The 24,110-nt window shown below is 61.6% G+C and carries 28 protein-coding genes; 3 read left to right on the top strand and 25 right to left on the bottom strand.

Annotated features, from left to right (window positions below; translation table 11 throughout):
- Positions 1 to 87: 87 nt before the first annotated feature.
- From ACFQ6Y_RS14790 to ACFQ6Y_RS14775, 4 genes are read right to left on the bottom strand one after another with little or no spacing between them, the layout of a single operon-like run.
- On the bottom strand, positions 88 to 1,422 hold the full coding sequence (locus ACFQ6Y_RS14790) for an MFS transporter (RefSeq protein ID WP_047271513.1): 1,335 nt from the start codon (positions 1,420 to 1,422) through the stop codon (positions 88 to 90).
- Complete coding sequence (locus ACFQ6Y_RS14785; RefSeq protein WP_007731701.1) at positions 1,419 to 2,492, bottom strand: biotin-dependent carboxyltransferase family protein; 1,074 nt, start codon at positions 2,490 to 2,492, stop codon at positions 1,419 to 1,421. The genes ACFQ6Y_RS14790 and ACFQ6Y_RS14785 overlap by 4 nt, the downstream gene beginning before the upstream one ends.
- Entirely contained in the window at positions 2,485 to 3,192 is a 708-nt protein-coding gene (locus ACFQ6Y_RS14780) for an allophanate hydrolase subunit 1 (RefSeq protein ID WP_378633817.1), read from the bottom strand. The genes ACFQ6Y_RS14785 and ACFQ6Y_RS14780 overlap by 8 nt, the downstream gene beginning before the upstream one ends.
- The gene (locus tag ACFQ6Y_RS14775; RefSeq protein ID WP_054827080.1) at positions 3,189 to 3,992 is read right to left on the bottom strand and encodes a LamB/YcsF family protein; all 804 of its coding nucleotides are present in this window, start codon (positions 3,990 to 3,992) and stop codon (positions 3,189 to 3,191) included. The genes ACFQ6Y_RS14780 and ACFQ6Y_RS14775 overlap by 4 nt, the downstream gene beginning before the upstream one ends.
- 191 nt (positions 3,993 to 4,183) lie before the next feature.
- On the opposite strand from ACFQ6Y_RS14775, the gene nac reads away from it, so the two are divergent.
- Positions 4,184 to 5,107, top strand: coding sequence for a nitrogen assimilation transcriptional regulator NAC (nac, locus tag ACFQ6Y_RS14770; RefSeq protein ID WP_030535780.1), 924 nt, complete (start codon positions 4,184 to 4,186; stop codon positions 5,105 to 5,107).
- On the opposite strand, the gene ACFQ6Y_RS14765 is transcribed toward nac, so the two are convergent.
- From ACFQ6Y_RS14765 to ACFQ6Y_RS14695, 15 genes are all read right to left on the bottom strand, one after another.
- Complete coding sequence (locus ACFQ6Y_RS14765; protein ID WP_007731707.1) at positions 5,101 to 6,027, bottom strand: D-isomer specific 2-hydroxyacid dehydrogenase family protein; 927 nt, start codon at positions 6,025 to 6,027, stop codon at positions 5,101 to 5,103. The two genes, nac and ACFQ6Y_RS14765, sit on opposite strands and share 7 nt — an antisense overlap.
- Before the next feature lie 45 nt (positions 6,028 to 6,072).
- On the bottom strand, positions 6,073 to 6,855 hold the full coding sequence (locus tag ACFQ6Y_RS14760) for an SDR family oxidoreductase (protein WP_378633813.1): 783 nt from the start codon (positions 6,853 to 6,855) through the stop codon (positions 6,073 to 6,075).
- Positions 6,852 to 7,373, bottom strand: coding sequence for a gluconokinase (locus tag ACFQ6Y_RS14755; protein WP_064442978.1), 522 nt, complete (start codon positions 7,371 to 7,373; stop codon positions 6,852 to 6,854). The genes ACFQ6Y_RS14760 and ACFQ6Y_RS14755 overlap by 4 nt, the downstream gene beginning before the upstream one ends.
- A gap of 104 nt (positions 7,374 to 7,477) precedes the next feature.
- On the bottom strand, positions 7,478 to 8,521 hold the full coding sequence (gene yut / locus ACFQ6Y_RS14750; RefSeq protein WP_378633806.1) for an urea transporter: 1,044 nt from the start codon (positions 8,519 to 8,521) through the stop codon (positions 7,478 to 7,480).
- Positions 8,522 to 8,555: 34 nt separating this feature from the next.
- Positions 8,556 to 9,503 (bottom strand): urease accessory protein UreD, encoded by a 948-nt coding sequence (locus ACFQ6Y_RS14745; RefSeq protein WP_378536659.1) that lies wholly within the window; start codon positions 9,501 to 9,503, stop codon positions 8,556 to 8,558.
- A complete protein-coding gene (gene ureG / locus ACFQ6Y_RS14740; RefSeq protein WP_003943822.1) occupies positions 9,500 to 10,141 on the bottom strand; it encodes an urease accessory protein UreG in 642 nt (213 codons plus the stop codon). The genes ACFQ6Y_RS14745 and ureG overlap by 4 nt, the downstream gene beginning before the upstream one ends.
- A gap of 10 nt (positions 10,142 to 10,151) precedes the next feature.
- Positions 10,152 to 10,865 (bottom strand): urease accessory protein UreF, encoded by a 714-nt coding sequence (locus ACFQ6Y_RS14735; RefSeq protein ID WP_378633803.1) that lies wholly within the window; start codon positions 10,863 to 10,865, stop codon positions 10,152 to 10,154.
- The gene (gene ureE, locus ACFQ6Y_RS14730; protein ID WP_003943839.1) at positions 10,849 to 11,496 is read right to left on the bottom strand and encodes an urease accessory protein UreE; all 648 of its coding nucleotides are present in this window, start codon (positions 11,494 to 11,496) and stop codon (positions 10,849 to 10,851) included. The genes ACFQ6Y_RS14735 and ureE overlap by 17 nt, the downstream gene beginning before the upstream one ends.
- Positions 11,497 to 11,505: 9 nt before the next feature.
- A complete protein-coding gene (locus ACFQ6Y_RS14725; RefSeq protein ID WP_378633798.1) occupies positions 11,506 to 13,224 on the bottom strand; it encodes an urease subunit alpha in 1,719 nt (572 codons plus the stop codon).
- A gap of 35 nt (positions 13,225 to 13,259) precedes the next feature.
- Positions 13,260 to 13,697 (bottom strand): urease subunit beta, encoded by a 438-nt coding sequence (locus ACFQ6Y_RS14720; protein WP_378536654.1) that lies wholly within the window; start codon positions 13,695 to 13,697, stop codon positions 13,260 to 13,262.
- Positions 13,698 to 13,726: 29 nt separating this feature from the next.
- A complete protein-coding gene (locus ACFQ6Y_RS14715; RefSeq protein WP_003943837.1) occupies positions 13,727 to 14,029 on the bottom strand; it encodes an urease subunit gamma in 303 nt (100 codons plus the stop codon).
- A 51-nt stretch (positions 14,030 to 14,080) separates the two neighbouring features.
- Entirely contained in the window at positions 14,081 to 15,760 is a 1,680-nt protein-coding gene (amt, locus tag ACFQ6Y_RS14710) for an ammonium transporter (protein WP_378633794.1), read from the bottom strand.
- A 574-nt stretch (positions 15,761 to 16,334) separates the two neighbouring features.
- Entirely contained in the window at positions 16,335 to 17,048 is a 714-nt protein-coding gene (locus ACFQ6Y_RS14705; RefSeq protein ID WP_378633789.1) for a squalene cyclase, read from the bottom strand.
- Positions 17,041 to 17,334 carry a hypothetical protein gene (locus ACFQ6Y_RS14700; protein WP_378633785.1) on the bottom strand — a complete coding sequence of 98 codons (294 nt, stop codon included), beginning with the start codon at positions 17,332 to 17,334 and terminating at the stop codon, positions 17,041 to 17,043. Before ACFQ6Y_RS14700 ends, ACFQ6Y_RS14705 begins: the two co-directional genes overlap by 8 nt.
- A 91-nt stretch (positions 17,335 to 17,425) precedes the next feature.
- Positions 17,426 to 18,121: an Imm52 family immunity protein gene (locus ACFQ6Y_RS14695; protein WP_378633781.1), complete on the bottom strand. Its 696-nt coding sequence runs from the start codon at positions 18,119 to 18,121 to the stop codon at positions 17,426 to 17,428.
- A gap of 245 nt (positions 18,122 to 18,366) precedes the next feature.
- Between ACFQ6Y_RS14695 and ACFQ6Y_RS14690 the strand changes: the two genes are divergently transcribed.
- Positions 18,367 to 18,504 carry a hypothetical protein gene (locus tag ACFQ6Y_RS14690; RefSeq protein ID WP_378536644.1) on the top strand — a complete coding sequence of 46 codons (138 nt, stop codon included), beginning with the start codon at positions 18,367 to 18,369 and terminating at the stop codon, positions 18,502 to 18,504.
- Positions 18,505 to 18,789: 285 nt separating this feature from the next.
- Here ACFQ6Y_RS14690 and ACFQ6Y_RS14685 read toward each other — a convergent pair whose 3' ends face one another.
- A complete protein-coding gene (locus ACFQ6Y_RS14685) occupies positions 18,790 to 19,467 on the bottom strand; it encodes a hypothetical protein (RefSeq protein ID WP_378633776.1) in 678 nt (225 codons plus the stop codon).
- Positions 19,468 to 19,782: 315 nt separating this feature from the next.
- On the bottom strand, positions 19,783 to 20,184 hold the full coding sequence (locus ACFQ6Y_RS14680; protein ID WP_042950357.1) for a hypothetical protein: 402 nt from the start codon (positions 20,182 to 20,184) through the stop codon (positions 19,783 to 19,785).
- An 81-nt stretch (positions 20,185 to 20,265) separates the two neighbouring features.
- Between ACFQ6Y_RS14680 and ACFQ6Y_RS14675 the strand changes: the two genes are divergently transcribed.
- Positions 20,266 to 20,448: a hypothetical protein gene (locus ACFQ6Y_RS14675; RefSeq protein WP_378633770.1), complete on the top strand. Its 183-nt coding sequence runs from the start codon at positions 20,266 to 20,268 to the stop codon at positions 20,446 to 20,448.
- Positions 20,449 to 20,498: 50 nt separating this feature from the next.
- Here ACFQ6Y_RS14675 and ACFQ6Y_RS14670 read toward each other — a convergent pair whose 3' ends face one another.
- From ACFQ6Y_RS14670 to ACFQ6Y_RS14655, 4 genes are all read right to left on the bottom strand, one after another.
- Entirely contained in the window at positions 20,499 to 22,535 is a 2,037-nt protein-coding gene (locus ACFQ6Y_RS14670) for a hypothetical protein (RefSeq protein WP_378633766.1), read from the bottom strand.
- Entirely contained in the window at positions 22,532 to 22,870 is a 339-nt protein-coding gene (locus ACFQ6Y_RS14665) for a hypothetical protein (protein WP_378633762.1), read from the bottom strand. Before ACFQ6Y_RS14665 ends, ACFQ6Y_RS14670 begins: the two co-directional genes overlap by 4 nt.
- 62 nt (positions 22,871 to 22,932) lie before the next feature.
- On the bottom strand, positions 22,933 to 23,325 hold the full coding sequence (locus tag ACFQ6Y_RS14660) for a hypothetical protein (RefSeq protein WP_095969688.1): 393 nt from the start codon (positions 23,323 to 23,325) through the stop codon (positions 22,933 to 22,935).
- A 91-nt stretch (positions 23,326 to 23,416) separates the two neighbouring features.
- The gene (locus ACFQ6Y_RS14655) at positions 23,417 to 24,100 is read right to left on the bottom strand and encodes an MspA family porin (protein WP_378633759.1); all 684 of its coding nucleotides are present in this window, start codon (positions 24,098 to 24,100) and stop codon (positions 23,417 to 23,419) included.
- Between the last annotated feature and the right edge of the window lie 10 nt (positions 24,101 to 24,110).

Here is a 24,110-nt window from a genome sequence, read left to right as displayed (position 1 = left end):
CCTACAGGAAGAAATTGGTATGACCCGGCGGCCGCCGCGGACTGCAGGCGGCCACCGGGCCGGATCAGGAGTGACTCACGCGAGAAGTCACAGAGTGTCGCGTAGCGGAACGTGGGCGCGATCGGTGATGGTGCTGACCGCGATCAGCGTGCCGATTGCAGTGATGACCGCGTAGAAGGCGGGAACGTAGATACCGAATTCGGGGATCAACCAGGTCATCAACAACGGTGCGGTACCACCGAAGAGTGCGGACGAGATGTTGTAACCCAAACCGTAGGCGGAGTAGCGAACCCGCGTGGGGAACAGTTCGACGATCAGGATGTGGATGACGGCTGTGTGCCCGGCGAAGATCACTGCCATGAGGCAGGCACCGAGAACGGCGAGGCCGACGTTGCCGGTCACGATCATGGCATAGCAGGGGATCGCTCCGATCGCCATTGCCGCAGCTGCACCGGCGATGACCTTCTTGCGACCGATCCGGTCGGAGAGAGCACCCATGAACGGAATCGCGAAGCAGATCGCGACCAGGCTGGATGCGGTGACGAGAAGCGCTGTCCCGGTCGAGAATCCGATCTGATCGCCTTTGAGGAACGTGGGCATGTACGAGAACAGAACGTAGTAGCCGGAACCATTCATCAAGGGGATGAACAGGGCGAGGATCATGGCGCGACGGTGTTCGGGAGTGGAGAATGCTTCCTTGAGCGGATTGCGCGACAAACCGCCGGATTCCTTGAGCCGCTCGAAGTTCGGGGTATCGGAGATCGCGCGGCGGATGTACCAGCCGATGATTCCCATCGGAATGGCCATGAGGAACGGGATGCGCCACGCCCACGATGCGAGTCCGCCGCCGTTGATCGCGTCGGCGTTGAGCCACGGCGACATGGCAAACGCGATCATCGTTCCGGTCAGCAGGGCGAGGAACGACGCGATCTGCGCGTAGCTCGTGATCAAGCCGCGCTTGCCTTCTGGGGCGTGTTCGGCGAGGAACGTCATGGCGCCGGCAGCTTCACCACCGACGGAGAATCCCTGCACGATCCGCAGAAAGATCAGCAGTGCCGGTGCCGCGATACCGATGGCCGCGTAGGTGGGCAGCAAGCCGATACCGGCGGTCGCCACGCTGATCAGCATGATGACGAACACCAGCATCTTCTGTCGACCGATCCGGTCGCCGAGGATGCCGCAGACCACCGCGCCGAGGGGCCGAACGAAGAACGAGACCGCGTAGCCGGCGAACACCAGCATCAGCGCGTCGCTCGACTTCGATACGTCGAAGAACACGATGGCCAGTGCCGTCGCCATGAACGCGAAGACACCGTTGTCGTAGAGCTCGACGAAGATGCCGACGCAGCCCGCTGCGACGACTTTCCGGACCTTGCGCGGGTCGGCTACCTGGCCGTCTACCGCTTCGATGGTGTTGGTCATGCTGTCTCCAAAATAGACGCGCGGCGCGGAGCGCTCGCGGGGCGTGTGGTGCCGACGTGGCTCGGTACTCGGGCTTCCGAGGTGTGAAGAGGTATCCGGAGGGTGGTGAATACGTTCTCCACACGCCGCCTCAGCAAGGCGATGCGGTGCTGCTGTTCGCGGTGCTCTGCAACCGCCGTTGCGACGCTGCAGTTCCGGAATCGGACGCGGTGCCCGGGTCGGGCCTGTCCCAGCTGTGAGAGTGAAACGGTGGTGACGACTGCCAGCACCGGATAACCGGCGGTGACGCCTCTACCTCGATGCAGGACCAGAAGTTCGTTGCCAGCGGGTACTTCGACGGCACCGATGGGGACGCCGCGCGAGAGGACCTCGCCGGTGCCGGTGCGCTGTGGGAGCGGCTGCTCATCGGTAGATGCCAGCCGAAGCCCGATGTGATTGCTCTGATCGCCCACCACGAATTCGGTGCCGAACAGCGCGGCTGCACTCTCCCCGAAGTCGTCGATGTCGGGGCCGTCGGTCACGTCGAGCGTCCACACGTTGCCGAAGGACGGTCGGTCGGGCAACAACCGGAACAGCGGTAGCCGGAAGACCGGGTGGTCGATCGGCGGGCAGTCGGTGTCGACGACCAGCGTCTCCCCCGCGGTCAAGTGACGGCCGAATCCGAGGACCTGGTCGGGAGCGCAGCTGCCCAGGAGGTAGTCGGCCGTCAGCTCTCCGTGGACGGCGACGTAGACGCGCAATCCGTCGTGGATTCCGGTTACGGCAAGCCGCTGACCGGCTCGCCAGACGATCGGTTCCCACTGCGGTTGCCGATGTCCGTCCACGGTCACCGTTGCGGGTGCACCCGTGACGGCGATCAGCAGATCCGTGGACGCCGACGCTGAAAAGTCGAGGGCCGTCAACTCCAGTAGCGGGGCCTCGCGCCTACTACCCACCAACGCGTTGGCGATCTCCGCGCTGATCTGGTCGGCTGCGCCGCCCGTCGCCTGACCGAACTGTGACGCCGATCCACGCCCCAAATCCTGGACGGAGCTGATTCCGGGAGTCAGGACGGTGACGGTCTCAGCCATGGGGATCACCCCCTAAGGGCAGGAGCGAGCGTCCGTCGAATTCGTCCCAGCGATCGGCGTCGATCGCGCGGAAGACGAACAGATCGCCCGGGCGGTAGGCAGAAATCTGCTCCGACGCCGGATCGACCAAGATGAGCGGGGTCCGGCCGATCACTGCCCAACCGCCGGGCGCAGGCCTGGCCGAAACGACTGCCTGACGTCCGGCCACCGCAACGGAACCGGCCGCGACGTGCGGTCGCGGGCTCGATCGGCGCGGGATGGGAAGGCCGAACGCCGGGCCGTCGAGCATCGGGGCGCCGCCGGGTGAGCCGTAGCAACGCATGACCAACGGGGCTGCGGAGTGAAGGCGCACCACTTCGGCTTCGGTGACGCCGAGGAACCGCGCTGTCTCACCCAGGTCCGGGCCGTGTTCGCCCCCGTAGACGACGGGGATCTCGAACGTCCTAGGTTCACCTTCCAGTGGTCGGGGGATAGTCGTTGCTTCGCGAACCAGGCCGCGGACGGCGTCGTGGTCGGTGAGGAGGTTGTCGAACTCGACCAGCAGGGCGTCGTATGTCGGGATGACGCTGACGATGCCGTCGGCACCGAGATCGAAACGTGCAGCGATCGATCGAACGGTGTTCCAGTTCTGCTCGGCGGTCCCGCCGCTGACACTGACGCGAACGGCGGCGTCACCGCAGTCGGCGACGTAGGTCTTCACGCGGGACACCCGACATCACGGGCCCGCCGTGACGCCACGACCCGGGTCAGTGGCGCAATGGTGACACCGGCGGCCTCGAGCGCGGCGCGAATCGCCTTCGCGTTCGCGACGGCACCGGGGTTGTCACCGTGCACGAGGACCGTATCGGCGACAACCGGGATCAACGTGCCGTCCACAGCTTCGACGACTTCCTCGACCACCATCCGAACGGTCCGCTCGACCAGAACGTCGACGTCGTGAATCACCGCTCCCGGCTCGCTGCGGGGCACGAGAGTTCCGTCGGAGTTGTATGCGCGATCCGCGATTCCGACGATGCCGACGCTCAATCCGCGGGCAGTCGCCTCGTCGGCCAACGCCCCGTCCTGGGCGAGCACGATCAACGACGGATCGAAGGCCGCGACCGCATCGACGACGGCGCGCGCGTAATCCTGGCGTACGGCAACAAGATTCCCGAGCTTGCCGTGGGGAGCGATGTGCGACAACGACGTTCCGTTCGCGACCGCAAAGGCGTGAAGGGCGCCGAGTTGGAACAGCACGTCGGTTCGGACCTCGTTCTCACTGAGATCCATCGCGCGACGTCCGAATCCGGCGAGGTCCGGAAAACTCGGATGCGCGCCGATCCCGATACCGCGCGATACGCACCCCCGCACGGTCGCATCCATGGTTCGTGGATCGCCTGCATGGAATCCGCAAGCGATGTTGGCCGAAGTCAGCGTGTCGAGCAGAGCATCGTCGGCGCCCATGGTCCACGTGCCGAAACCTTCGCCGAGATCGGCGACAAGATCGATGCTGGTTGCCATTTCGGTCCTTCCGGTTCGTTTACTTGTTCGTACGGGCGCCGTTGCCCGTGGTTGGTCCGACTGTCGAAGTTCTGTGTGTCGACTTCGGTGTTTCTGGGACGCTACTCAGGAACGCCAAAGGGTTGTTAATACCGTTTCGCGTTGGGGTGATCGGAATTCGATATGTCCGTTGAGCTGGTAGTTTGCACAGCATGGACACGAGAAGGCTCTACTCGTTCGTACGAATTGTCGATGCCGGCAGCATCACCCGAGCCGCCGACATCCTGCACATCGCACAACCCGCCCTGAGCCAACAGATGACGTCGCTGGAAACGCAGTTCGGTCAGCAACTTCTGATCCGCAGCAAACAGGGTGTCGAGCCGACCGATGCGGGGCACGCACTCTATCGGCATGCTCAGGTGATTCTGCGTCAGGTGGAGAGTGCTCAGGCCGAGGTGTCCGTGGTCGGACGGGCGCTGGCGGGTGGCGTCTCGGTCGGCCTCGCCCCGTACAGCACCGCGACGGCAATCGCCTTGCCGCTCTTGGCCCGTGTGCGCGAGCAGCACCCGAATATCTTGTTGCACATCAACGAGAACTTCGGTGGCGTGCTCAGCGAAGCGATGATGACCGGTCGCATGGATCTGGCGTTGTTGTACGACGCCGGCCCGATCAAGGGTGTGACGTTCGAACGCTTGCTCACCGAGGAGCTGGTGGTGGTTGCGCCGTTCGGTACCGGACTGGCAGGCGAATCGGGATCCGACATCTCCCTGCCCGAGATCGCCGAACTGCCACTATTGCTTCCGGGTCGGATGCACACCATCCGCAAGGTGGTGGAGCAGGCTTTCGACCGTGCAGAGCAGCAACCGAACGTCGTGGCCGAAGTGGAATCGGTGATGACGCTGTCCGAGGCCGTACGCACCGGATTGGGTGCGACGGTTCTGCCGTGGTCGGTGGCCCGCAGGGTCATGGACGTCGAAGCGCTCGAGCTACGACGCATCGAGCCGGGCATCGAAGTGCATGTCTCCCTTGGCACCCCGGCCAATCAGCCCCTCTCCAAACCGGCCGAGGCGGTGCGCGATGTTCTGCGCACCGTCGTTGCCGATTACGTGAAGGGAACCAACGCGAGCGGTCAGTAGCCCGCCGACGGATCGATCACGGCGGCGAGGTCCTCACCTGCGGCGAACCGGGCGACGTTGGCTGCAACGTGATCTGCCAGGACGCGGGTAAGCGTCGTAGCCGGGTTGGCGACGTGTGGAGTGATGATCGCGTTGGGCAGCTTCCACAACCGATGCCCGTCCGGCAACGGCTCGGGATCGGTGACGTCCAGTGCCGCCCCGCCGATCGAACCGGCTTCCAGTGCGTCGACCAATGCGTCCGTGTCGACGAGGGTGCCACGCGCGATGTTCACGATCCAGCTCGACTCCGACATCTGGTCCAGTTCGGCCTTGCCGACCAGATGCCGCGTCGCGGATGTCGACGGTGCTGCGATCACGAAGTGATCTGCCTTGGACCAGATTTCGCCGGTGCGGTCGGCCGAGAGCGTTTCGGAAGCACCCTCGACAGGGGTCCCGGAGCGGGTGATCGCGATGACCTTGACTTTGGACGCGGCGAGGTACGGGATCAACGCACGGCCGATTCCGCCGCAACCGATGATCGCCACTGTCGAGCCCTGCAAAGTGCCCACCCGCGGGTCGAACTCTTCCTTGCGCCACGATTGCGCCGCCAATTGTTCGGGGAGAGAACGAACTCCAGCGAGGAGAAGCATCATCGTATGTTCGGCAACATTGCCCGCGTACGCTCCGGCAGCAGACGTCCAGACCCGCTTGTCGTCGATCACCCCGGCGTCGAACCAGGGCTCGATGCCGGCGAACGGCAACTGCACCCAGCGAACCGAATCGGGTAGCGACGACGGGAACGTCTCCGGCCCGTGTACCCACACGACGCCCTCGGCGTCTGCCAGTGGAACGAGAACTCCACCGGCTCGGCGTATTCCGTCGGCGACGTGAGGATCCTCGACGGGACCGAGGTGGATGCGAGGGGCGCTGGCGTCTGTCATGTGGGTGCTTTCTGTTCGAGTAGCGGACGATCTAACAGCGGACAATCAGACGACGGCCGTCATTCCGCCGTCGACGTAGAGGATCTGACCGTTGACGAAATCCGAAGCCGGGGAGGCCAAGAACAGTAGCGACCCGATCAGCTCCTCGGTACGGCCCCAACGTCCGGCGGGTGTCCGCTTGGCGAGCCACGCGGTGAACTCCGGATCGTTGACCAGCGCAGAGGTCAGTTCGGTGTCGAAGTATCCCGGTGCGATCGCGTTGATCTGCAAACCGAAGGGTGCCCAGTCGGCGCACATTCCGCGGGTGAGCATCTTGAGCCCGCCCTTGCTGGCCGCGTACGGTGCGATTCCCGCTCGGCCGAGCTCGCTCTGCACCGAGCAGATGTTGACGATCTTCCCGTGTCCGCGCTCGACCATGCCGCGGGCGAATTCACGTCCGACGTAGAACGCACTGGTCAGGTTGGTGTCCATGACACGCCGGAAGTCGTCGTCGCCGAACTCGAGAAGCGGGGCGCGGTGCTGCACGCCGGTGTTGTTGACAACGATCTCGACCGGGCCGACCTCCGCCTCGATGTGTGTCGCCGCATCCCGGACGGCGGCCGAATCGGTGACGTCGAACGCGCATGCGTGCACCGTTGCGCCGGTCGCGTCGGCGATGCGTCGACGCTCGGCTTCGAGCACGTCGGAATTTCGGCTGTTGAGCACCACCACCGCACCCGCCTCGGCGAGACCAGTCGCGAGGGCCGAGCCGATGCCTCGGCTCGAACCCGTCACCAGCGCGACCTTCCCGGAAATGTCGAACGGGCCGGGGCTTGCGGTGCTACTCACGCTGTGACGCTCCTCTGAGATGTATGGATGTAGTCGACTGCCTCGCCCACCAGTGTGCTCGGTTCGGAGACGACATTCAGCGTGATGCCGCGCTCGTCGTCTGTAAGCGGTTCGAGAGCCTCGAACTGGGAGATGAGCAGACTCTCCGGCATGAAGTGCCCGGCGCGGGAACGCATACGTGCGGAGATAGTCTCGAAATCACCGGCCAGGTGGACGAACTGCACGTCGAGACCGTCCGGGCGCAACCGGCCCCGATAGTCCTTTCGCAGAGCCGAACAGGCAACGACGCCTGTTCGTCCCGCATCGGCACGCTCTGAAAGCCAGGCCGCGATCGCGTCGAGCCACGGCACACGGTCTTCGTCGGTCAACGGTGTCCCCGAACGCATTTTGGCGACATTGGACTCGGGGTGCAGATCGTCACCGTCGACGAAGTCTGCCCCGAGAGACGTGGCGAGACCCACTGCCACGGTGCTCTTTCCAGCACCGGCCACACCCATCACAACTACCTGCACGGTCATGCTTCGACCATGCCCGACTACCGACGGCCAGACAATACTCGAGTGATACCGGTTCGCGAGGGTGCCATAGCGGAACGATCTAGGAACTTCTGCGCGTTCGAGCCCTATCCGTTCGCCTTTGCGATCGAATCCTTGCCCTCGGCCGCTCCACCCTCGATGGTGTCGTGCTGGACAGGAACGAACTTCTTCTTCGGCAACAGGAACAGCCACGTCGCGAAGACGAACGGACCGGTGCCCGCCGGCAGACCGATCGGAGCGAAGGCAGATACCAGGGTGCCGTGGATGACAACAGTCACCAGCACTCCGAAGACCGTGTAGACGAACACGCGCCACGACGGGTTGTAGAACACCGAGCCCAGGGCGATTGCCGTCAGCACCGAACTGAGCCCGTACAGACCATTGCCGATATCGACGGTGTTGGCGCCGAGCGCGAGCACCGAACCCATCGCTATCGCCGAACCGATGAGCGCGAACACCGCCGCCCAACGCGACGCGACCAGCAGCGCGATCACGAAGATGATTCCGGTAATGGTGTTGTTGATCAGGAATATCTGGGACACGTTGCGGAACAGCGTGTCCCACAGAAAGCTGAAGGTGATGTCGGCATGGGCCGACGCGTCCCCGATGTGCTGAGGAAACTGGCCCGCGCTGAGGTCCGACGTTTCGATCCGAAGAAATTGGAATGCTGCCAGGAGAAAGAACCAGTTGACGAGGTTGAACGGAAAGGTCAGCGCCGGTACGCCCCAGGTCTTGAAGACATTGGCGACAGCCAGGAACGCGATGGTCGATGCAGCGGCGCCGACCACCAAGTAGATCCACAGCATCACGCCACCGGCAAGGAAAGTCGGAAAAGCAGCTCCCACAAGAATTCCGTTGTATCCATACAGGCCGATACGCATCGAATCGTCGTCGGAGTGCAGCATCATGCCGGTGACGGTGGATACCACCAGACCCACCACGGCACCGATTGCGACGGTGATCGTGTCCGCGGCTATCGCGCCCCAGAAGATGCCGACCAGAAACAGCAGGCCGGTCAGCGCATTGCCCTGGAACATCACCTGTCCGGAGCCTTTGAGATTCGTGTCGATGAATCTGAGCACGACGTTCTTGTCCGCGACGTCGTCCCAGGGTTTGGTGATGGTGGTCATCGCACGTCCCTCGATCCATATCCGGCGATCCGCGTCATCCCCAGAGTGGGACGGGCGGAATGGTGGTGTCCAGAACTGCCTTTCGTACCAGAGCCCAGAAATCACGAACCTTCGCCTTGACGGGTTCGCTCTCGGGACCGAGGACTTTGAAGATGAGACCGGCGTCGTTCGGTAGCCGACTAGCTCCGGAAACGACCTTGCCGTCACGGCCCGGAACTATCTCCTCGAGAATGGCGTCGGCGTGCTCCTTCGGTGTCAGCAGGATGACATTGCCGAACACGTCGTGGTCACCCATGATTCCGCCGTATCGCACGGGGAAGCGTGCCGGTTCGATCACCAACTTCTCGGTGAAGAGATTCTTCCCGTCCGGACGCTTCGCCTTGATCAATGTGGAGTACAGGTCGTAGACGAATATCTCTCCGCCGTCGTGATACTTGCGACCCGGCATCACGATCTCCGAGAACAACAGCGTTGCAGTCGGATCCACCGTGATGTCGGTGCGCGCGTAATACCTCGCGTTACGGTGTGGGATCGTCACTCCCGGCATCAGTTCGAGATACGAATTCTCCGCGAGCACCACTTTCTGGAGTTGTGACGCGTGGTTGGCATCCATCCGGTGGACTTTCGTGGCTGACTGAGTGGTTACGTGCGCGAGGGAACCCGGCTCCATCTCGATCGTCAGGAACAGCCGATCGCCTTGCAACACACTGCCGGACGTCGAGATCATGTAGACGCACGGCATGGTTGGCAACGCCTCGTCCCAGTACAGCGCCTGCTGAACGAGCAACGGTGTCTTGCGATACATGTCCCGCAGGATCGTCTTGTCGCCGCGGTCGACAAATCGCATCTCGAGAACGCCGGTCTTACCGACCTTGCCGGCCGGCGCCTGCTTCGGCTGGTCCTGGTATTGATCGAGTTCCGGGATGGTCGGGATCGGCCCCGGGAGCGACCGCGATGCTCCCGGGACGGGCGGTGCACTCACGGTACGCTCGCTCCCACTTCCTCTTCGTCGAAGAGGACTCCGTGCACGATGAGGTCCACCACTTCCTTGATGCCTTCCCCGGTCATGCAATTGGTGAAGACAAACGGCTTGTCGCCGCGCATTCCCTTGGAGTCGCGATCCATGACGCCGAGATCGGCGTTGACGTACGGTGCGAGGTCGGTCTTGTTGATGACCAGGATGTCGGACTGCGAGATTCCCGGACCGTTCTTGCGCGGAATCTTGTCGCCTGCGGCCACATCGATGACGTAGATGAAGAAGTCGACGAGAGCCGGACTGAATGTCAGAGTCAGATTGTCGCCGCCACTTTCGATGAACACCACGTCGGTGTCGGGGAACGTCTTCTCCATGTCCTCGACGGCCGCGAGATTCATACTCGGGTCTTCGCGGACGGCGGTGTGTGGGCAGGCACCCGTCTCGACACCGACGATACGTTCTTCCACGAGAACACCTTTGAGAGCCTTGCGCACATGCTTGGCATCTTCGGTGGTGACCACGTCGTTGGTGATGATCAGAACGCTGGTGCCCCGCTTGATGAACTCCGGTGTGATCGCCTCGATGAGCGCGGTCTTACCCGAACCCACGGGTCCGCCGATTCCGATGCGCGTTGTCTTCTTCATCGTTCTCCTTCTAGTTCATGAACATTCGGACGTGCGCCTTGACGTGCACCGCAGCCAGAATGTCGATCATCGGGGCGAAATTGGACATGTCGTCGAGTCCGTAATCACGCACTGCGTCGTACTCGCGGCCGGCGGTCTGATTGACCTCGAACAGAATCTCCTGTGTCGCGAGGTGATCGACTCGGACGATGCGAAGGGCAGCGCCGAGCAACGTCATCGCGACACCGTACTGATTGACCGTGAAAGCGTCCTCTTCCGGGGAACCCATCTCCGCGAACGCAATTCCGAGGCCGACGGGGTAGGTACCCGGCGTCTCCCCCGATGCGATCGCGGCCAACCACTTGTTGAACAGGGTCTCACCGGCCAAGCGCCCGCCGAGTTCGGCCAACTTCTTACCCATCCGGGTACTCATCGTGCGTGCTTCTTCGTTGAGCTTGCGTTCGATCACCGCATGATCGGCCGCGAGGATCGCCGAGAAGTCACCGGCGGTCGCGCCCCGGTGCGCCGCGAGTACGGCGATACCGTCGCACGTCGCGCCCTGATGCGCCGCAGAGAGTACGAACTCCCGCAGCGACGGACCGTCCGTGACAATTCCTTGCGTCACGGCCGATTCCAAACCGTTGGAGAACGAGAAGGAGCCGACCGGGAACATGGAATCGGAAAACTGCATCATCCGCATCGCGCGGTTGATGCTGAGCCCAGATCCCTCAGACGAGAGGGTCATGGGTATGCCCCTCGCCCTCACGCGCGGCCGCACCGAACAAACGGCGTGCCTCGTGTGGAGCGATGTAGGGAATGACCTCGGCACCCGGGATGAAGGTGTACTCGATGCCCTCGAAAGCATGTGTCCGCATCACCGAGCCCATGACTGCCTTGTCGACGGTCAACGGAACATAGACCTTCATTCCCTTCACCACCGCAGGCCAGTGCTGGTTACCCACGGCATGTCCCAACTCCAAGCACGTCTGAATCATCTTCTCGGGCGTGACGTCGACCAGCGCGCTCAGGTCGATCTCCAACACGTCCTTGAGGTTGATCCTGGCCACGACGACGGTGTTCGCCGGCTCGTCCCACAGCAGAATGTCGCCGTCCTGCAACTGGATACCGCGATCGAGCGAGACGGCCAGTTCACGGCCACCGATCGTGGTGCGTCGCAATCGACTCTTCTGTGCTTCCCACTGATCGAGCGACAAGACGTCCACTACAGCCTTTTCGAGTCGACCGGCCCACTCCTCGTCGGTCTCCTTCCCGAGAAGCGCGTCGACTCGCGTCGGCTTGCCGCTCGGCGCTGTCATCTCGCCGTGCGTGTGCGGCGTCGCATCGGCGCCGTGCGTGTGTGTGATTGTTCCCGACACTGGAGACCCCTAACTGAAGAAGTAAAGTTGGTTCAAGCGAATGGATTCGGCGGGTTCGACGTACGCATGGACGCCGTCCGCAGTCACCGCGAAGGTCTCCGGGTCCACCTTGATTTCCGGAGTAGCCGAGTTACGGACCAGATCACGCTTGGTGACCGTTCTCGTCCCCTCGACGGCGACAACCTGACGTTCGAGACCGAGTCGATCCTTGATGTCGTCGTCGAGTGCTGCTCGCGAGACGAACGAGACCGAACTCTGCGGCAACGCCTTTCCGAATCCACCGAACATCGGCCGGTAGATCACCGGTTGTGGTGTCGGGAGCGACGCATTCGGATCTCCCATGGCGTGCCAGCTGATCAGACCGTTCTTGATGATCGTCTTCGGCTTCGCGCCGAAGAATGCGGGCTCCCAGAGAACAAGATCCGCCATCTTCCCGACACCGATCGACCCGACCACATGCGAAAGTCCGAACGTCAACGCTGGATTGATCGTGACCTTCGCGACGTAGCGCAACACGCGGAAGTTGTCGTGTGTCGGTGAATCCTCGGGCAGCTTGCCGCGGGACCGCTTCATGCAGTCCGCTGTTTGGATCGCGCGAAGCCAGTTTTCTCCGACCCGGCCCATCGCCTGTGAGTCACTCGAGAACATCGAGATGACACCCATGTCCTGCAGTACGTTCTCGGCACCGATCGTCTCGGCGCGAACGCGGGACTCGGCAAACGAAACATCCGAGGGCACTTTGGGATTGAGGTTGTGACAGACCATGATCATGTCGAAGAGTTCGGCCTGAGTGTTGATGCCGTACGGCAACGTCGGATTGGTCGACGCCGGAAGTACGTTGTCCTCGCCCGTCACTCGCAGGATGTCGGGTGCGTGACCTCCGCCCGCACCCTCGCTGTGATAGGTGTGAATGGTACGGCCTTCGAAGGCCGCGATGGTGTCCTCGACGTATCCGGCCTCGTTGAGGGTATCCGTGTGAATGGCGACCTGAACGTCCATTTCGTCTGCTACCCGCAGAGACTCACGAATTGTGGCCGGGGTTGCGCCCCAGTCCTCGTGGACCTTCAGACCGGCCGCACCGGCCTTGATCTGTTCGACCAGCGACTGATGCCCGGACGAGTTGCCCTTGCCCAACATGCAGACGTTGACCGGCAAACCCTCGTTGGCCTTGAGCATCATCTCCATGTTCCAGATACCGGAAGTGATGGTGGTGCCGTTGGTTCCGTCGGTCGGGCCGATGCCGCCACCGATCAGCGTCGTCACTCCCCCACTGAGGGCGTGGTACGCCTGCTGTGGTGACACGAGGTGCACGTGTGGATCGATGCCGGCGGCAGTGAGGATCATCTGCTCACCGGAAATCGCGTCGGTCGCCGGGCCGGTGGTCAGCCCCGGGGTGACGCCTTCCATCGTGCTGGAGTTTCCCGCCTTGCCCCAGCCGACGATCTTGCCGTCCTTGATTCCCACGTCTGCCTTGACGACACCGATGGTTGCATCGACGATGACCACGTTGGTGATCACGAGGTCGAGGGCACCGTCGATGCTGCACGACTCCGGATCCTGGCCCATGCCGTCGCGCAGCGTCTTGCCGCCGCCGTAGATCGACTCGTCTCCGATGGTTCGAAGATCTTCCTCGACCTCGATGTACAGGTCGGTATTACCCAGTCTGATCTGGTCACCCGTGGTGACCCCGAACAGACCCGAATACTCTTGTCTCGAAATGCTTGTCATGGGTGTTGCTCTCCTTCGTCCGCCTTGAACGAGAATCAGTCGGTTTGAGGTTCGGACAGGAAGCCGAGTTCTTCGGCACGCTGGACGGCTCCGGGGAGCCTCGGCCGGTAGGCGGCGTGGGTCGGCGCCCAACCGTCGACAAGTCCGTTGAAGCCTTGAACCCGTTGCTTGCCGCCGAACGGCACCAACGTCACTTCCTTCTCGTCGCCCGGCTCGAACCGGACCGCCGTGCCCGCTGGAATGTCGAGGCGCCAGCCGAAGGACTGTTCACGATCGAAGGACAACGCGCGATTGACTTCCATGAAGTGGTAGTGCGAACCCACCTGGATGGGACGGTCACCGGTGTTTCGAACTCGCAACTTCAAACGTGGACGACCCTCGTTGAGTTCGATCGGCTCGTCCCGCAACACGTATCCGCCGACCGGCACTTTCTTCTCGCCGCTGGAATCCTTCTTCGTCGATTTGCTTGCCATCTTGGAGTGCTCCTGACATCTCGGTCGGGCTACTGGATCGGGGAGTGCACGGTGACGAGCCGGCTACCGTCGAGGAACACCGCCTCGACCTGCACACGCGGGATCATCTCTGCGACGCCTTCCATCACGTCGTCGACCGTCAAGGCGTGCGATGCGTCGGCCATGACCTCCTCGAGAGTCTTGCCCTCCCGAGCTCCTTCCAGAGCGGCTGCAGTGATGACTGCGACGGACTCCGGATGATTGAGTTTGAGCCCCTTTGCCTTTCGCCTCAGTGCGACATCCGCCAACATGAGAATTGTCAGCTTGTCGAGTTCTCGCGGTGTCAGATGCATTCCGAACGCTCCTTGTCGATCATGCGGTAACTCCCTGTCGTCGAATACATGTCAGCTCCCCTGTTCCGTCGCTTCGGTGAGAGGTTCGGCCGCTTGCTGGACGAAACCGCTCCTCCTGCCGCCCGAGTACTCGTTGATCGCGTCCAGAACCGCCTGGGCATGTTCCGAGGCGACCAACACCTCGACACGCAAGCGCTCTGTGAACACGACGTCGTTGCGTTGCCCGCGGAACTTGAGTGAGGCCGAGTCACTCGCGGAGACATGCGCTTCCGATACGACTATCGACTCCGCTCCGGCAGCCAGCAGCGCCTCCCGTAGCTTCTCGGACTCGATAGTCTGCAATACCGCGGTGATAAGTTCGTGCTTCGGGGCGCCGAGGTTCGGAACAAGTTTTGCCCCGTCGACCAGGACGCCCGAGTCGAACCCGCTGGTCTGCGGCGCACCACCTGCGTCGACGAATGCGGCGTTGTAGCGGTACGCGTCCATGCCTTGCTGACGACGGTCGATGTCCACCTGGTCTTTCGGGGCCAGCTTGAGACCGATGGTCTTCTCGATGCCCGTGGCGATCAGCCAGGTCACCACGAACGAGAAAGCTATGACGACGATTAACGCCAGCGCCTGCTCGCCGAGTAGCCCGGCGCCGCCGCCGAAGAAGAGTCCGTCGCGGCCGATCGAATTGATCGCCTTTTCGCCGAACAAACCGAGAAGGAGTGAACCGAGGATGCCGCCGATGAAGTGGACCGCGATGACGTCGAGCGCGTCGTCGAACTTGAAGATCGACTTGAGCGCGAGCGCGAAGTGGCAGACCAGTCCGGCAAGCGCCCCGATCGCCAACGCTGAGAAGGTGCTGACGAAGCCGGCGCAGGGGGTGACGGTCGCGAGACCGGCTACCGCGCCGGTGATTCCACCGATCGCCGTGGCCTTGCCCTCGGTGTACCTTTCGATGACGAGCCAGACGACCATGCCGCCCGCTGCGGCGATGTGAGTGTTCATCAAGGCTTGTGCCGCAACACCATCGGCGGCCAATCCGTCGCCTGCGTTGAATCCGAACCAGCCGAACCACAGGATGCCTGCGCCGATCAACGCCAGAGGTACCGAGTGAGGGACTGCCTCGGCGTTGGGCCATCCCGGACGTTTACCAACCACCAGCAAGATTGCCAAGGCGGCGGCGCCGGCGGATGCGTGGACGACAATTCCGCCGGCCCAGTCCTGAGCTCCGCGGAGCGCCAACCAGCCTTCGGGGTTGAAGAGCCAGTGCGCAATCGGGGGGTAGACGATGATCGACCACAGCACGAGCAGAACGGCCCAGCCCAAGGGCTTGAGCCGGTTTGCGGTCGCACCGGTGATCAGCGCGGGCGTGATGATCGCAAACATCATCTGATAGACCACGAACGCCAGAGTCGGTACAGCGACTGCACCTTCGATCAGGTGGAAGCCCGGGGCGGCGGCAGTGTGTATGTCCTGCAAGCCGAACAATTTCAGGTCACCGAGGAAGCCGGAACCCCAGTCTCCACTGAACGCGAAGCTGTATCCGAACACGACCCAGGTAATCGAGACGAGTCCGAGTGGGACGAGGTTCTGCTGCAGCATGACGAGCGCACTGCTACCGCGCACCAGACCGGCGTAGAAGAACGCGAGTCCGGGAACCATGAACAGAACCAGGCCCGCGGAGATCAGCACCCACGCCGTGTCCCCACTGTCTATCACTGCTTCTGCTAACACCATTTCCATCGACATCGACGACCTCCGAGCATTATTCGGACCTGAACAAAGTCATTGGTTAGAGCAGCAATTCGCGACGTTCCGGTTCGCTGCGACAGTTACGCTACGCCCCATAGTTGCACCTTCTGAGCAAAATCGGGGGAACATCCGGTTTTCACGTTTAGTAGATCATTCTTCTGGGAAAAGATGTGACTTTGCCTGAACATTGCGGACGCTCCACAACTTACAATTGAGGGATTAAATCTCGTCGAAAGTGGTTTGAGTTTCACGAAATTGGGAAAGTCGCCGCAGGTGAGCGCGGCTTTCGTTGGACAAATGCCGCTTCCATCTCGGGACTTAGCTCCCTAACCGAGACAGCCGCGAGAGCCTTTCTTGATGACCAACGTCGGTGCCCCACCTATCCAATCGGGTAGGTAATTTCGCCAAACATCTTCTCACTTGTTCAGATGATTAACCATTACACCACTGAGGGCAATCTTGTCGTTAATACAGCTTTCATCCCAGACTGGATATTCGACTGAAATATCGGAGATCACCTTTCGATAACCTTTAGCGATGAATGACTTTTGCTGTAACGCTTTTGTTATGCAGTATCCCGAAGGGAGGATTGATCCCACCAGTCGAGCACACGCATACCGGACAAAGTCAGCCACTTCGACGGCTCCCCCACCTCTGCGTCGACCTCGAACCACACCCGCCCCGGTTGGCGACCGGCCTGGAGCCACGTCCCATCCGAGGCGCGAGCGGCCCGGATCATCTCGATTGCGTCCGCCATTCGCGGATCCGGGTCAATACCGTCAAACAACGACGCTTCACGGAAATACTCGGCCGCGTTGAGCACGTTGTATCGCCACCGGAACGGGTACGCGAACCGGCCGACCCAGGGCCCCACCGGTTCGCCGGTCGAGAGTCTCCGGAATAGCCCGCGCTGCAGCAAGAACTCCTCACCGGATCGTCGAGCCGCGCACGTCTCATTTGTACCCTCGGTCGCGATCTCGTACGCGAGAAGCCCTTTGAGTGAATTGAGGGTCGAATGAAACGACGATCGCGTCGAACCTTCGATCCACTCGCAGTTCCACCCACCATCCGGAAGTTGATGCTGCACAAACCAATCAGCCAGTTCATCAACGCGCATGTCGAGCCACACACCGTTTGCCACCGTCCAGGCGTTGATGCAGCAATCGACCTCGCCGCCCCAGTACGGCCGGCCCACGTACTCCCAGCGCCAGTTCGCCGCGAGCAGTTCTGCGGTACGACGCTTTCGCAGAACACCGGCGTCGAGGCCCCACTCACGCAAGGAGTTGAGCGTCCAGGTTGTTGCCGTCCAGGGTTGCGAACTTTGTTCTGCTGCTTCGGGTCCCGCAAAGCCGAATTCTGACGGGAAGAACGCCCCACCCGCCCATTGGCCGTCTCGGTCCTGCAATGACCGAAAGCAGGCGTGCACCAAATCCATTGGTAGCGATCGACGCGCGCGTCGCCGCCCACACAGTGGGCGCTTCGTTCAGCAGGTCGCGCTCCACCTGCCACCGAATCGCCGGATCCGAATCGAGGAGCCACGCGAGCAAGTCGGTTCGGGGTGCCATCTGGCAATACTATCGAAAGGCGAAGCAGGCCATCCGGTTAACGCACTTCTCGACGTCTGATGCAATGGTGAATTCCGGACCCGTTGCGGGCCTACACCCGGTAACCCAACGCCGCTCGCACCGCCACGATGTCGGCGGCAGCGACCTCCATTGGCTTGTCCCCCAACCGAATCAACGTGCCAGTGGGCAGTTCCTCTACCGCCGCAGATTGGGGCAGCGCGCTGCGATCGAACGTAACTCCGGAATGGAAGTACGTTTCCCATCCCACCTGGATCTGACCTCTAACTCGCGGTTGCAGATCGAGGTAGTCGCCGATGCTCCACCGAGCCCGATCCGGTTCCCAATGCTTGACGATCACTTTCATGATCGCGTCCCCGACATCCGGTTCGAGCAACCGTCGCAATTCGGGGGGAACATCCTTCTCCGTCGGCAACGACACCCGGACACTGTTGGGGGCACTGGTTTCCAGCCCGCCGACCCTGGCGATGATCCGCCGCGCGGTCCCGTCTTCGGGCGACAAGTCGACGTCGTAGCCCGGTCCCGGAGTGTCCGAATACCCCATCTCCTTCGAGCGGGAATGCTCGAAGATTCGCACCAACCCGTCCACGCTGAGATCTGCTGGCACCTTGTCGAACTCGGCAGTCGAGACCCACGGCAACGCCAACCCCGGGTCGATCGCTTCCAGATCGTCGAGGAAGGCCCGCATCGTCTGCGCCACTTCCTGACTCGACTGCACCCGTGTCCCCCAATATCCGGCTAAAGTCGGCCGCCGCCCGAACATGCTCATCGCCCCGCCCTTTCCAACCATTGAACTTAGGAGCCCACGCTCGGCGGTCGTCACCACGTCAGAGGAAGATGGAGACGCCATCACATTCGTGAGCTGGGCGGGAACGCCTGGTGTCAAGTCTAGGGTGCCAGAGCCCTCGTGAACCTTGGGTAGACGCACCTCCGGTCGTTCCGGTCGGCAATCCTGCTGCAACGCGGATGCTTCGGATATCGTCGGCGGCCCACTGGGCGCTTGGATCACGCTGGATGACGATCGTTCTGTTCCTGTACGGAAAAGCCTCCACCCTGGGGCGGGAGTTGTGTTTCGTCGATCAGCAACTCAAGGCCGAAGTAGGTGCAACTGCCCACGATCGCGTCGCCGGGTACCTTGCGCTGAGGCGATGATTCGGTCCGGTGGTAGAGCACGGTGACGCGAGAGTCCCAGATATCGGCCAGCCCCTGTACGACCCTTAACGCCAGCGCAATCAGCGATTCGTCGGCAATGGTGCAGGAAAACGAGTCGATGCGTGAGGTACCCCCCGAAACCGATCATGACCTTGAGATCCCTTTTGGTCAGACAAATTGATCATCTGCTCTTTGGAGACTGGATCCCAGGCACGTGCCACGTGGGGCAAGACCGCACACAAATTGCTTAGACTGTCTCCAGTCTGGATATCCAAGGCGCAGGCTCTAGGCACCGAGTCCGACGTTGGTCCAGATATCAAGGTAAGTGGAGTAATCGACCAGTTCAGGGGGTTCCGTCGATGACCACACAACACCCCTTGTCGATTCCTCACCAAAGTACAAGCAAAGATAACCGCCGCCGCCCGATCTGAATGTCGCGATGCAACGAGCCGGATCTGGGTACTCTTCAGGGGACAGCCCGTCCAGAATAGACCATTCAAAGCTGTCAATTCGAAACATATCTTCAAGAGGCAGTGGCCCGACGGTCTTACCGGCAATATAGTACCAACCATTGTGCAAATTTGAATAAAAATTCTTTAGACTGGGGGGGAATTCATTCCAATACCCTGGAAGTTCATCACCATCCACTACCGGTGGCATACCCAAATAGTAGAGATCGGTCCCGTCTGCCATTTTAATTTTATATAGAAGAAAGAACCTATTTTCAGACCTGAGCAACCGAACATCGGATAGATTCTCTTTAATGTTTCTGTAAGTGTCGCCCAATATCGGTCGCCCAAATACATCCCATTGGTCCAATATCCCCGAAATTCGAGCTGCAAGGTCACCATTTAGTGCATCCAACCAATAATTCGGAAGCGCCATACGTTCAAGTGGTGTCAAGTCGTCAATCTCCACAAGCACGGGCGAGTCGACATACCGCGAAATCTTGACCAGATCCACTACTGAACTCCATTTAATATATTAGATATCATCAACTGTCCAGACGAGGCGGATGCTCGAAAAATGGGATGAGCTGCAGGGACTAAGGGAAGAGGACTACCGCTCGCGATGGCGCTGACAGCTACTGAATTGGGCTGCGCGAAGAGCATCTTCGAGCCATCGATCATCCTGGTTGCTGTACAGCTTGCGCAAACCGGGCAGGTGTACGCCGCCATGTGGAAAGTACTGTTTTCCCATGGCATCTCACTACAAGCTGTTCGGGTACGCGCGAGGGTGGTATCGAGGACGTCACGTCAAAGCGCTCTACGCGCCGGCTCAGGTGTTCACCTGATTTCCGTCAGAATCGGTATCTCGTGCTTGGCGGTCAGTGTCTTTGTAGTGCAGTTTGTCGTACCTGTTTACCGGAGGTGCATCCTTCTGCTCGCGGTATAGCGCCCGTGTCAGCCAAGCACCGAAAACATCGTTGAATCCGGTGGGATGCCTTCGCGTGAGGAAGGGGGTCCACCACCACGCCACGAACACAGCAGCGAAACCGCACAAGAGGACAGGTCCGAGAATCGACCGCTGAGGAGCGGTGAGCCAAGCGAAAACGATGGTCAGGATCGACGAACTCCAGTAGATCGTTCTCGCATGACTGCGGTACATCACGTAGGGCGTGGATACGATCAACGCCACAGCCCCTGCGGTAATCGCACAAATCGCATAAAAGGTGGTCATGGTGCCGATTCCGCTTGAGGAACGGTGTGTCGTCGGTATATGGAACTCTTCGGGAGAAAACGCAAAACGAGGACCGCCGCAGTGCCCGCGACAGCGCCGATCCGGGTGGTCGAATTGTCAGTCACGAGGAAGACCATCCCACTCGCAGCCGTCAACGAAAAGGCCAAGGTTATCGCGCCCCGCATCGGATTGCCTGCTGCGGCATCAAGCGCCGACAGCACCCCCGAGGCTAGGCAGAACGCAATGGCAGCGATCAGCAGGTAATGCACGGTCTCAGTCCCTTCTCTTGGAGCGATCGATCATTGTCTAAGGCTTCAATCAAATGATCGGCCTGCCCGGGTACCCAAGTATGCCCCGAGTAGCGATCCTCCGATTGCACCGATTCCGCCCCCGACTGCGGCACCTATCGGGCCGCCGAGAAACCCGCCGAGTGCGGCGCCACCTTTGCCGCCTGCCCATCCCAATGCGATTGCGCCACCGGAATTTCCCACAGTTTCGCCACGTGGCGCGCCTTCGCGCCAATTGATGACACCCGAGGCAACCTCAGCTGCCACCGATAATCTGCTTAAAACAGTACCCACCGCCGCCGACCGAGCGGCCTGCGCAGCGCTCGGGAGCGAACCAGCATGATGCACACCGGTGTTCGCAAGGGCGCCCGCAGATTGCAAGCCCGAGGCGGGGCCACCGAGCGCGGTGCTGCCTTTACTCAAGACAGTCGCGATCTCGGAATCTGTATAGCCGCGGTCTCGCATCTGATCCACCTGCCATTGCAGGTCGTCAAGTTGTTGCTGTGCGGTCAGAGGGACGTTGCCAGTGAAGTCAGCAGGTACGTCGCCATGGGCGAGCGCCCGTTGGTTCGCGGCCCTCTGCGCGGGGCTGATCAAACTGTTGTTGGGATCAGAGTCAAAGATCCCGAATGGTAGTTCCATTGGAGGATCTGGCTGCGTCTGCGTTTCCATGTCGAGGTTGTCGAGTGGGTTCCACGGAGGCTCGCTCGTATCGGTGCCCGAGTCGGTCGGCGATCCGATATCGAACGGCAGAGGCGTTGTCGGTGCCGGCTGCGTCGGCGGATCCATGTCGAGATTGCCCAGTGGGTCGATCCCGCCGACGTCGTTGTAGGGGGAGTCTGTCGGGACGTTGACCATGACCGGTCCGCCGGACTGGTTAACCACTTCACCGCCGCCTTGAAGGGGTGTAGCGGTGATGTCTCGTCCGGTGACCGGGTCGCTGCCGCCGTAGGGGCCGTCAGCGGTGACCGGGTAGATGACGCCCGGGGTCGGGATAACGACTTGGTAGAGCTTGCCGTCACGGATCTCGTAGTAGGTGGGAACCGGATCGCCGTTGACGTCGTACGCCCACGCAGCGGCAACGGTGCCCCGTAAGTCTCCGTTCGCGTCGTAGACACCGACGGACCCGTCGTCGTTGATGCTCATGTGTCCGCCGGGCGGTAGGTCGACCACCATTTGAGCTTCATGCGAGGAGGTTTCGTCGTGAATGAGGAAGATGGTGCGTTGTCCGCCACCTGGGTCGGGGATGACCACGACGTCCTGACCGCCGACGAAATACGGCATGAACGGTTTCGCGACCGTACCGACTACCTGGGAGAGAACCGACTCCCACGGACGCGCGCTCACACGCGCACTGAACGGTCCCGGCCGCCCGCGCACTCCGATACCCGCAGCGGTGAACGCCGCAGCGCCGATCAGGGTGAGTTCGAGATACCGGTCACGGCCCGAGTCCTCCCCGGTTGTGGAAACATCTACTGCCGGGTCCGGAACCGTTTGGGCCGGTGCGATATTCGAATCCGAATCCGGGGGGATCGGTCCGGGACCACGATCGGTGGTGGTTCCCTCACCCGGGGTGGGTGTGGGTGAGGGAACCGCTGATGCCGATGCATTGGGGAATGCACCGACACCAGTTTCCGAGGCCGGGGACTCGGAAGCAATGGGCGGAACCTCGATCGTCGGCACAGGGACGATGGGGGTGCCGTTGTAGGTGGGAAAGTTCGTCGGAGTATTGGCCCCGACATTCGGGCCACCGCCTGGAGCCTGTGCACCGGGGAGCCCGACGGTGGTCGTCGGCGCAGCTGTCGCCGTCGTGGACGGCGCGCTCAGGCACGGGTTGATGAACTCTGGCGGGATGGGTGCGCCAGGTGGCAGTGAGGCGATGAGATTCAGGTAGATCTGATGATCACGTGCCCGCACCGCCGCGCAGTCTTCTTCCGGCGTCGCGTTCGCCGGAGCGGCGGAGAGTGCAATTCCCGCACCGATCGCTCCGGCCGCTCCGGTCAAAAGCGCCCCAGCGGCAAGCACTCCCGCGAGAGTCCGGCGAAGTCGTCTACCGGACTTCACCGGTGCGCACCACGATTGTCACTCTTCTTCGTTCGGAGTAGCGCGATGAGTTTGTCTGCGCCCCACCAGAACAACCGTCCGGAGATCGACATCCACAAGAAGAACGCCAGGTAAACCAGGACCGTCCCGTAGTCGTTCGCCCAGCCGGCGAGCTTCCCGATCACCGCGAATGCCGCGATCAGCAACCCCAGCCCAACTGCCGTAGCGATCACAGCCTTGGAGAGTGGACTGAGTTCACTGTCCGGATCCCAGTCATCAACGTCTGCAACGTCTTTACTATCGACGGCAGTGGATTCCGACTGGACACTGCGGCGTTCGGCGTTGTTGACGGTCATGGCTGAAACTCCAAATAGGAAGGGAGAGCAAGGACAACGGGTCGCCGGCGTTCGGCCTGGTATCAGTTCCAGTACTGCTCCGTCAGCACTATGTGCCCCTCACTGGCGGGGTGATTCGGGTCGGAGACAAAGACATTGGCATGCCCACCACGCGCTGCTGCTTCACCGAGCACAGCTCCTTCGAGGGCGTCGACCTTGCCATCGGTAACAGTTATCGCGGAACCAGGCGCCAACCAGACCCCCCTCAGCGAACCGGGAACGATGTTCGCAATCGCATCAGGAATCGGGCTCGCCGCCAGCGCCGCCGTTTCGGCATTCGAAAGTGAAAGTCCGATCCGGCCATGTTCCGGTTGCACAATCGGAGTTGCAGCAGATGCCGCGCCGGCGCCGAGAACACCGATCAGGGCGATACCTGCGGTGAGGGTTCCGGCAGTGGCCAAGGTACGAATCTTCATGATTTCTCCTTTGTGAGCGTGATGAGTAACCACCCCGGGACGGGACGGATCAGGAATTACTCGCCAGCAGCGCCGGCGAAGTGTGCAAGGGTCAGAGCCAGGTGGGATCGGAGTACACGAACAACGTGTTGTCCGACGTCGCCGTCGACACCGAGAGTTGTGCATACGAGCGAATCGTCACCGGCCCCATGCACGCATCAACCTTCACGTGCACGTTCTCCGCGGTGATCGACGCCTTCGACGACTCGAGATCCTTCTTCCCCAACGGAATCGTCGTGATCGTGCCCGGCGCAATCGTCGACTGAATACTCGGATTCACCGACGCATTCACACCCACGTTCGCCGACGGGACACCCGAAATACTCACACCGACAGACGGACCGAGCGAAAAGCCAAGCCCCAAGCCAAGTCCGGAGGAGACATCGATCTGGCAGCCGATCTGCAACCCCTGCTCGACATAACCGGTTTTCACTGCCGAATCACCCTGACCGCCGATCGTGCCGGTCACCTTCGCCGACACGAACCCCTCACGGGTGAACGCCGTCGTCGCCAGATTCGGCACCGGGTTCGCCGACAGTTTCGTGGCGGCAAGATCCAACGACCAGTCGTCATCGGTGACCGTGCTCGCGAATTTGTCCGCCAACGCCGTTGGCGTTGCCGATGCGCTCCCTGCGAAGACAACACCCGATGACAGCGCGGCAACCGCACACGCCGCGAGCCCTACCGCGGCCCTCGATCGACGATGGGATACGCCGTTTTGCGATTCGATTGACATGAACTGCTCC

Origin of the sequence: Rhodococcus sp. NPDC056516 (genome assembly GCF_042794655.1) — a bacterium.
Lineage (GTDB): Bacteria > Actinomycetota > Actinomycetes > Mycobacteriales > Mycobacteriaceae > Rhodococcus_F.
Note: the sequence above shows the minus strand (reverse complement) of the source record. Positions and strands in the feature narration are given on the sequence as shown.

What these genes read in the sequence shown, in the direction of transcription:
- ACFQ6Y_RS14695 (WP_378633781.1), bottom strand. Translation starts at nt 18,121, where the DNA reads ATGAGCATGTTCGGGCGGCGGCCGACTTTAGCCGGATATTGGGGGACA.
- ACFQ6Y_RS14725 (WP_378633798.1), bottom strand. Translation starts at nt 13,224, where the DNA reads ATGACAAGCATTTCGAGACAAGAGTATTCGGGTCTGTTCGGGGTCACC.
- ACFQ6Y_RS14665 (WP_378633762.1), bottom strand. Translation starts at nt 22,870, where the DNA reads ATGACCGTCAACAACGCCGAACGCCGCAGTGTCCAGTCGGAATCCACT.
- ACFQ6Y_RS14680 (WP_042950357.1), bottom strand. Translation starts at nt 20,184, where the DNA reads ATGACCACCTTTTATGCGATTTGTGCGATTACCGCAGGGGCTGTGGCG.
- ACFQ6Y_RS14720 (WP_378536654.1), bottom strand. Translation starts at nt 13,697, where the DNA reads ATGGCAAGCAAATCGACGAAGAAGGATTCCAGCGGCGAGAAGAAAGTG.
- ACFQ6Y_RS14690 (WP_378536644.1), top strand. Translation starts at nt 18,367, where the DNA reads ATGACGATCGTTCTGTTCCTGTACGGAAAAGCCTCCACCCTGGGGCGG.
- nac (WP_030535780.1), top strand. Translation starts at nt 4,184, where the DNA reads ATGGACACGAGAAGGCTCTACTCGTTCGTACGAATTGTCGATGCCGGC.
- ACFQ6Y_RS14735 (WP_378633803.1), bottom strand. Translation starts at nt 10,865, where the DNA reads ATGACCCTCTCGTCTGAGGGATCTGGGCTCAGCATCAACCGCGCGATG.
- amt (WP_378633794.1), bottom strand. Translation starts at nt 15,760, where the DNA reads ATGGAAATGGTGTTAGCAGAAGCAGTGATAGACAGTGGGGACACGGCG.
- ACFQ6Y_RS14660 (WP_095969688.1), bottom strand. Translation starts at nt 23,325, where the DNA reads ATGAAGATTCGTACCTTGGCCACTGCCGGAACCCTCACCGCAGGTATC.
- ureG (WP_003943822.1), bottom strand. Translation starts at nt 10,141, where the DNA reads ATGAAGAAGACAACGCGCATCGGAATCGGCGGACCCGTGGGTTCGGGT.
- ACFQ6Y_RS14765 (WP_007731707.1), bottom strand. Translation starts at nt 6,027, where the DNA reads ATGACAGACGCCAGCGCCCCTCGCATCCACCTCGGTCCCGTCGAGGAT.
- ACFQ6Y_RS14790 (WP_047271513.1), bottom strand. Translation starts at nt 1,422, where the DNA reads ATGACCAACACCATCGAAGCGGTAGACGGCCAGGTAGCCGACCCGCGC.
- ACFQ6Y_RS14785 (WP_007731701.1), bottom strand. Translation starts at nt 2,492, where the DNA reads ATGGCTGAGACCGTCACCGTCCTGACTCCCGGAATCAGCTCCGTCCAG.
- ACFQ6Y_RS14655 (WP_378633759.1), bottom strand. Translation starts at nt 24,100, where the DNA reads ATGTCAATCGAATCGCAAAACGGCGTATCCCATCGTCGATCGAGGGCC.
- yut (WP_378633806.1), bottom strand. Translation starts at nt 8,521, where the DNA reads ATGACCACCATCACCAAACCCTGGGACGACGTCGCGGACAAGAACGTC.
- ACFQ6Y_RS14755 (WP_064442978.1), bottom strand. Translation starts at nt 7,373, where the DNA reads ATGACCGTGCAGGTAGTTGTGATGGGTGTGGCCGGTGCTGGAAAGAGC.
- ACFQ6Y_RS14775 (WP_054827080.1), bottom strand. Translation starts at nt 3,992, where the DNA reads ATGGCAACCAGCATCGATCTTGTCGCCGATCTCGGCGAAGGTTTCGGC.
- ACFQ6Y_RS14700 (WP_378633785.1), bottom strand. Translation starts at nt 17,334, where the DNA reads ATGGCACCCCGAACCGACTTGCTCGCGTGGCTCCTCGATTCGGATCCG.
- ACFQ6Y_RS14715 (WP_003943837.1), bottom strand. Translation starts at nt 14,029, where the DNA reads ATGCATCTGACACCGCGAGAACTCGACAAGCTGACAATTCTCATGTTG.